Annotated in this window: 3 protein-coding genes; all 3 read right to left on the reverse strand. The window is 44.9% G+C overall.

Annotated elements, in window-relative coordinates:
• Positions 1–27 precede the first annotated feature (27 nt).
• The 3 genes from K2G43_RS09045 to K2G43_RS09055 all read right to left on the reverse strand — a co-directional run bounded on the left by K2G43_RS09045 (position 28) and on the right by K2G43_RS09055 (position 6,616).
• The gene (locus K2G43_RS09045; RefSeq protein WP_300154394.1) at positions 28–1,647 is read right to left on the reverse strand and encodes an ATP-binding protein; all 1,620 of its coding nucleotides are present in this window, start codon (positions 1,645–1,647) and stop codon (positions 28–30) included.
• Between the two features lie 365 nt (positions 1,648–2,012).
• Entirely contained in the window at positions 2,013–3,608 is a 1,596-nt protein-coding gene (locus K2G43_RS09050; protein WP_300154397.1) for a RagB/SusD family nutrient uptake outer membrane protein, read from the reverse strand.
• 29 nt (positions 3,609–3,637) lie between these two features.
• Entirely contained in the window at positions 3,638–6,616 is a 2,979-nt protein-coding gene (locus tag K2G43_RS09055; protein WP_300154400.1) for a TonB-dependent receptor, read from the reverse strand.
• Between the last annotated feature and the right edge of the window lie 33 nt (positions 6,617–6,649).

Raw genomic sequence — 6,649 nt, forward strand, 5'->3', positions numbered from 1 at the left:
GCCTACAAAATAAGGTAGAAGTTCCGATTATGATTGAGAGTCTCTCCATATCTCTTCCCATCCCTCCACCGTCCGGGTGGCGGAAGAGAAGTTTGCACCGATGCAGACTACTTGGCGCTTGTCGGCAGCGTAAGGTTGGGCATATCCCCGTTCTTCTATCTGCTTCAAAGCCTCCGCAGGGGTGCCGTCCATCTTGAATTCAAGGATATAAATGTAGTTGTCAAATTCCAGAATACAATCCACACGTCCGCGGCTTTGCCGTCTCTCGTTGTGGATGGCACGGCAATACACGCCAATCAGACGGAGCAGCAGGTAGAAGGTATATTGGAAATGCTTCTCGCTCATCTCCATTCCATTCAGTGAAGAATGGCTATCGTAGGGAATGTCGGCAAGGAAAGCAGTGAGAGCATCGCGGAATTCGTCTGTCTTACCTCGTTTCAGCAATCTGACCGCCGAACTGAGCCAACTGCTTACGTCCATTCGTTCTGTCTGCATATAGTTGGCGGCAATCATGGAGAGAAAACCTTTTCGCACCTCGTTATTCGGAAAGTCCAACAGATACTCACCCATTTCACGGTCATAGTCCTTGATAGTCAGATAGCCGCTTTGGTAAATCATTGGCAACGGGCGTTCCACGTTTGCCTTATAATCTACAAAGAATGCGGGATCGTAGTAGCGGCCCGCCAGCTCGTTTATCTGCTCGTTGTTGTGGTTCAGCAGACGGATAAGGTAAGTGGGAGTGCCGGAAGCGAACCAGTAATCGCGTATTTCCTGCTTGTCAAAGGCGTTCAAAATACTGAAGGGGTTGTAAATATCGGTCATGGCTGTGCCGAAATGATAACCGTCATAGTGGCGGCGCAAGGCATCCTTCATTTCTTCGATAGTGACTTTTTCCTTATCGGCCAATGTAGCAATAGATGCAGAAAAGTTATCTGTCAGTTCTTGCTCGGTGATGCCGCAAAGTGCTTCATAACGGCTGTCCATACTGATGTCATTCGGCTGGTTAAATCCGCTGAACACGCTGACTTGTGAGAACTTGGTGACACCTGTCAGCAGGACAAACTGCAAATCACGGTCGGCAGACTTAAAGGAGGAATAGAACGATTTCAGAATATCCCGGTGGCGATCTTCCAAAAGGATTTTATCGCCTACGTCATTATAGGTATAGGCATTGGTGTCAAGTACATCAAGGATAGGTTTGTCGTATTCATCCACCAGAATGACGGCACGATGGCCTGTCCGTTGATAGGCACGGCGCAATATGCTTTGGAAACGGAGTCCTGTGGTCAAGTCCTTACTATCAGTTCCATATTCTGCTTCCCATCCTTGCAAGTAACTTTCAATGGTATTCTCCAGTTCTCCGGGCTGCGTGTAATCTCCCCCGTTGAAGTCAATCCGAAAAACCGGATATTCAGCCCAGTCCTTCTCCAATTCAGCAATGGCAAGTCCCTCAAAAAGTTCTTTCTGCCCCCGGAAGTAGCATTCCAGTGTGCTCACCAACAAGCTCTTACCGAAGCGGCGGGGACGGCTGAGAAAATAAACCTTGCCATTGGTCACAAGGTCATAGACCAACGCGGTCTTATCTACATACACGTATCCGTCTTCGCGGATGCGGTCGAAACTCTGTATTCCGATGGGGTATTTCATGGAACTTGAAAACGTTTATTGGGTTGATACTACGGGCAAAGATAGTAAATGTATTCAAATTGTCGCATAGTGTGGAAAAAGAAAATAGTGCCTTTAAAAACATGCGGGGAATGCTTCAAAGCACCCCCCGCATAAAAACACTTTATTTATATAATAATTCCGATAGAATTATTCTCCTCCCATTCCTGCTCGTTGTTGTAGTCTGTTTCATTCAGAAGCACACTCCATGTCCATTTGACAAAATCTCTTGTTTTTTTAAACAGATTCAACAAATGAACTCACAAACCCATATCATTCATGTTGACAAAGAGTTGTCGTCACTAATTGACTTTATTTGTAAAACATCCTTTTGAAAAGGAGTATTTTTAGTTTATGTCAGCAACAGGAGACGGAGCCGGAACGGCTTCGTTGTTGTCATCATTTAACAAAGCCGGATTTGCCTGGATTTCCTTTTCAGGAATACGCCACAACAAAATCGGGTCGCCTGGTTGAATGTTGAATACGGAAGAAGCATTCGGATAACCGGCACCACGACGGTCAACTCCCTTGTTCAGACGCATCACATCGAACCAATTCATACCTTCACCCCAAAGTTCAATACGGCGTTGACGATAGATTTCGTCCTGCATAGCTTCGGAAGAAGAGGCATTGCAAGTGTATTCAGGGTCACGGTAACCTTGCAAGAAAGATTCCAGCGTCGCTTTTGCTCCAGTCACATTCCCGCTCATGGCTTCACCTTCCGCCTTAATCAGATACATTTCTTCAACACGCATTAAAGGAATATCGCAGGCGTTGGTAGAAGTTTCCATTTCGTCATTATACGGGGCAAACTTCACCTGTGTATAAGGGCCAAAATAGTATTCAACCAGCTCCTGTTCCTCTTCATTCAAGTTCGGAGAAGCCGTTTCTTCATTCAACCACCATCCTTTACGGACATCCGTCTCCGGAATCGAATTATACAATGCCTTGTTAATCTGACGACCACCGGCATACCAAGCGTAACCATAGTTCAAAGAACCCATGTGAGACGGGAAGTTACAGATACCGGTTGTCACCACACGGTCTGACTCGGCAATCAAGATACCCCACATCCAGGCATTGTCCGCAGAAGTGTCAAAAGCCGGTCTTTTCAATTCATTGATTGTGTAAGGTGTAGCCGATGTGCTGTTGATTGCGCTTTCTGCATCCTGGGCAGCGGCAGTCCAATTTTCCATTGTCAAATTGATGCGGGCACGCAGACCGTAAGCAACCGCCAAGTCAATATAACGTTTGTCTCTTCTCTTGATTGTTGAGTTTTCCAAAAAAACGACAGCCTTGTTGATGTCGCTCATAATCTGCGTATAAACTTCTTCGACCGTTGAACGTGCGCAACCTTCCGTTGCTACAGTCGCGGCATTCTGTTCCGTAATAATCGGCACACAAGGCGAGGTCTTGTGACTCGCATAGTTGAACTGATAGTTCTGAGCCAATACCCAATAGTTAAAGGCGCGTGTTGCCAAAGCTTGTGCCAGATAGTATTGCAGTGTCGGATCATCCGGATTCTCGCCCACTGATGCGACAACATTATTGGCGGCATAAATCTGATTATACATAACTCCCCACATCATACGGCATTCATAAGCCGTAAAAATGCGGTCGTCGAAAGTCAAGCTGTTGCCCATCCAGTTATAACCGTTATCATCGCTGACGAAATCCGCGCCATTGCTATCCATGAACAGCATCAAGCCCGGATAACCGATGTCATTGTGCCGTTCTGCTTCTGTAATGATGGAAGCATACGAGCTGAATTGCGTAAAGACGGCATTGACACCAGCCTCCGCTTTAGAGGGGTCATTCTCCGTAACATCTTCTTTTTGGTCGGATGTAATGATTTTATCTTCAGGGAATGTGTCCAAATCCACACAACTATTCAGTGTCAATGCAGAAAAAACACAAGCTGATAATATATATTTTGTCTTCATATATCTATAACTTTATTCGTTTGTTTAAATTAGAATGTAACGCTGATACCGCCTGAAACCGTACGGATTGGAGTATAAAGCGCCGTTGTTGCGCTGATATAGCTCTGACGCGGGTCCAAACCCTTACGGGCGGTAATCAAAGCTACATTGTCGGCTGCAAAATAAACGCGCAATCTGTCCACCAGGAATTTGGTTGTCAGCTTTTTCGGAAGTGTATAGCCGATTGTGATGTTGTTCAGAGAAAGATAGTCTGAACTTGTCAACCAACGGTCGGACTGAGAACTTGCATACTTGTCTTCTGCATTCAGACGCGGAACATCCGTGTTGCGGTTGGTTTCCGTCCATGCGTTATAGATATCCTTGTGCCAGTTCGTACCGGCATAGCTGGAGTTGCCGCCGTGCATGAAGCGGGCATAACCGGAGTCATAAATCTTTCCACCCAACTGGTATGACAATTGGATGGAAGCGTCGAATCCATACATGCTCAAAGAGGTTCCGAAACCGCCATAAACGGTTGGCAGCAAGTCATCGGTTGCTTCTTTATAGTTGGAAGCCAATGAATAGTCGGCGGTCTTGATAGCATTGCCATCCTTGTCTTTTGCCCAATACATAGCCGTACCAGTTTCAGGGTCAACGCCTGCATATTTAACCAAATACATGCGATACATGGACTCACCTTCCGTATAAATACGTGAACTATTGATTAATTCACCCTTCAAATCTGGATGCAATTCAAGAATCTCGTTCTTGATGAATGAAGCGTTTAAGTTTACATCCCAAGTGATGTTCTTGTTTTTGATGATTGAATAGTTCAAATCCACTTCCAGACCGGAGTTACGCATAGAACCTACGTTCATCGGGATTTCTTGATAACCGGCAGTCGGGCCTACAGGCTTGTAGTACAACATATCGCTGGACTGACGCAAGAAGTATTCGATGCTACCGTTCAAACGGTTGTTGAACATACTGAAATCAAAACCTGTATTGAAAGAGATTGATGTTTCCCATGTCAAATCCGGATTACCTTTGTAAGTCAATGCTCCATCAGAGAAGATACCGTTGGCACCTGTCATCTTGAACTGGTCAATGTACGCATAATAGTTGCCAATCATATCGTTACCCTGCTGTCCGAAAGAGGCTTTGAACTTCAACAGGTCAATCCATTCCACATTTTCAAGGAAACTTTCATTCGACAAAATCCAAGCGGCACTTGCCGACCAGAAATTACCCCAGCGATGGTCCGGGTGGAAACGGGATGAACCGTCACGACGGAAAGAGACGCTTCCATAATAAGTGTTTTTGTAGTCGTAGTTCACACGTCCGATGTAACCTTCCGTTGCATAAGAATTTCCATAACCGTAACCAATCAACTGGTCAATCGCATTATTCACATGGAAATTCTCCGGATTATACAGATTCTGTCCGGAAGCCTCAACGACCTCCTCATTCCATTTGTAGCCGTCATAACCAATCATGATATCCAAGTTGTGGTCATCATTGAATGTTCTCCGGTATGTGGCAATATATTGCTGATCAAATCCCCAATTACGAGAATGTCCCTGGTACGCGGTTCCACCATAAGAAGCACTCTGTCCGGAATACACATTCCCTAACAGGTTGTAACGCTGGCTATCCAAGTTCATACCGTAACGGGCAGAAATCGTCAGCCCTTCAATCGGAGTAAAGTCGGCGTACCAATTCGCATTTAGAATATCATGCAAATATTCGTCCTTGTTATAAATCAAGTCACCGGCAGGATTGGAGATAGACATGAACGAACGGGAAAATTTAGTGCTGACACCATCACCATAGTCATACACCTTACGCCCGCGGTTCATTTTCAAAGAACCGTCCGCATTGCGCACATACAATGGATAAATCGGGGCAATCATGTTTGCCATCAAGAATGCGTTGCCGGAAGAAGCCGTAGATGTCTGTTCACCTGGATAGCGGCTGTTTGAATAGGTATAACCTAAGTTTGCGCCAACCTTCAACCATTTTTTCACCTGATAGTCACCTTTTGCACGTGTTGAATAACGCGTAAAGCCGGAACCTTCAATCACACCCTGATCATCCAAATAGCCAAAAGATACATAATAATTTGCTTTATCAGAAGAGCCGGAAACATTCAAGTTGTATTCCTGACGAGTCTTGTTACTAAAGATTTCATCAGCCCAATTGTCCGGAGTATAATAATAGGTACCATCTGAATAGCCCAATTTAGCGTTCGGATTCATCTTACCGTCCAGCCCATACAAAGATTCACCTTCTGGAAGTGTATAGATTTGATAACCCAAACCACCTTTACTCTTAACAGGCAAATAAGTATTTGCATACTGATTAGATTTTGCGTCATCATAACCTAATGTATATTTGCCGGCATTATACAGAGCCTGATAAGCATGGTCCATATAATCCACCACATCTGTCATAACATCATAGTTCTTAATCATTCGAGAGTTCACTCCCCATTTAGCATCAAAGTTGATGGCTGCCTTACCGCTTTTACCTTTTTTGGTTGTAATCATAATTACACCATTTGCGCCACGCGCACCATACAAAGCAGTAGAAGCGGCATCCTTCAATACGGTCAACGATTCGATATCCTGTGAATTGATGGAAGAAATATCACCATCATAAGGAATACCGTCCACTACATACAACGGATTAGAACTGGCATTGATAGAACCAACGCCACGGATTTTCACACTTGCCGAAGTACCCGGCTGTCCGTTTGCACTCTGAATTTGTACGCCAGCAACAGCACCAGCCAAAGCATTCGTCACATCCGATACTTGGCGCTTCTCAATCTGCTCGTTTTTTACGACTCCTGCTGACCCTGTAAAAGACCCCTTTTTAGCAGTACCATACGCCACTACCACTACCTCGTCCAATAGCTCAGACTCAGCTTTTAACATCACTTTAACTTGCGGTGCGACAGCCACCTCCTGCGTGCGATAACCGATGAATGAAATCATCAAAGTTTTCGCGGAACTATGGTCAATTATATTATCCTGATAATCAAAATACTAACTGTTTTT

Source organism: Bacteroides sp. (assembly GCF_029057325.1).
Classification (GTDB): Bacteria; Bacteroidota; Bacteroidia; order Bacteroidales; family Bacteroidaceae; genus Bacteroides.

Coding starts and splice junctions, on each gene's coding strand:
- K2G43_RS09050 (WP_300154397.1), bottom strand. CDS start 3,608: ATGAAGACAAAATATATATTATCAGCTTGTGTTTTTTCTGCATTGACA.
- K2G43_RS09045 (WP_300154394.1), bottom strand. CDS start 1,647: ATGAAATACCCCATCGGAATACAGAGTTTCGACCGCATCCGCGAAGAC.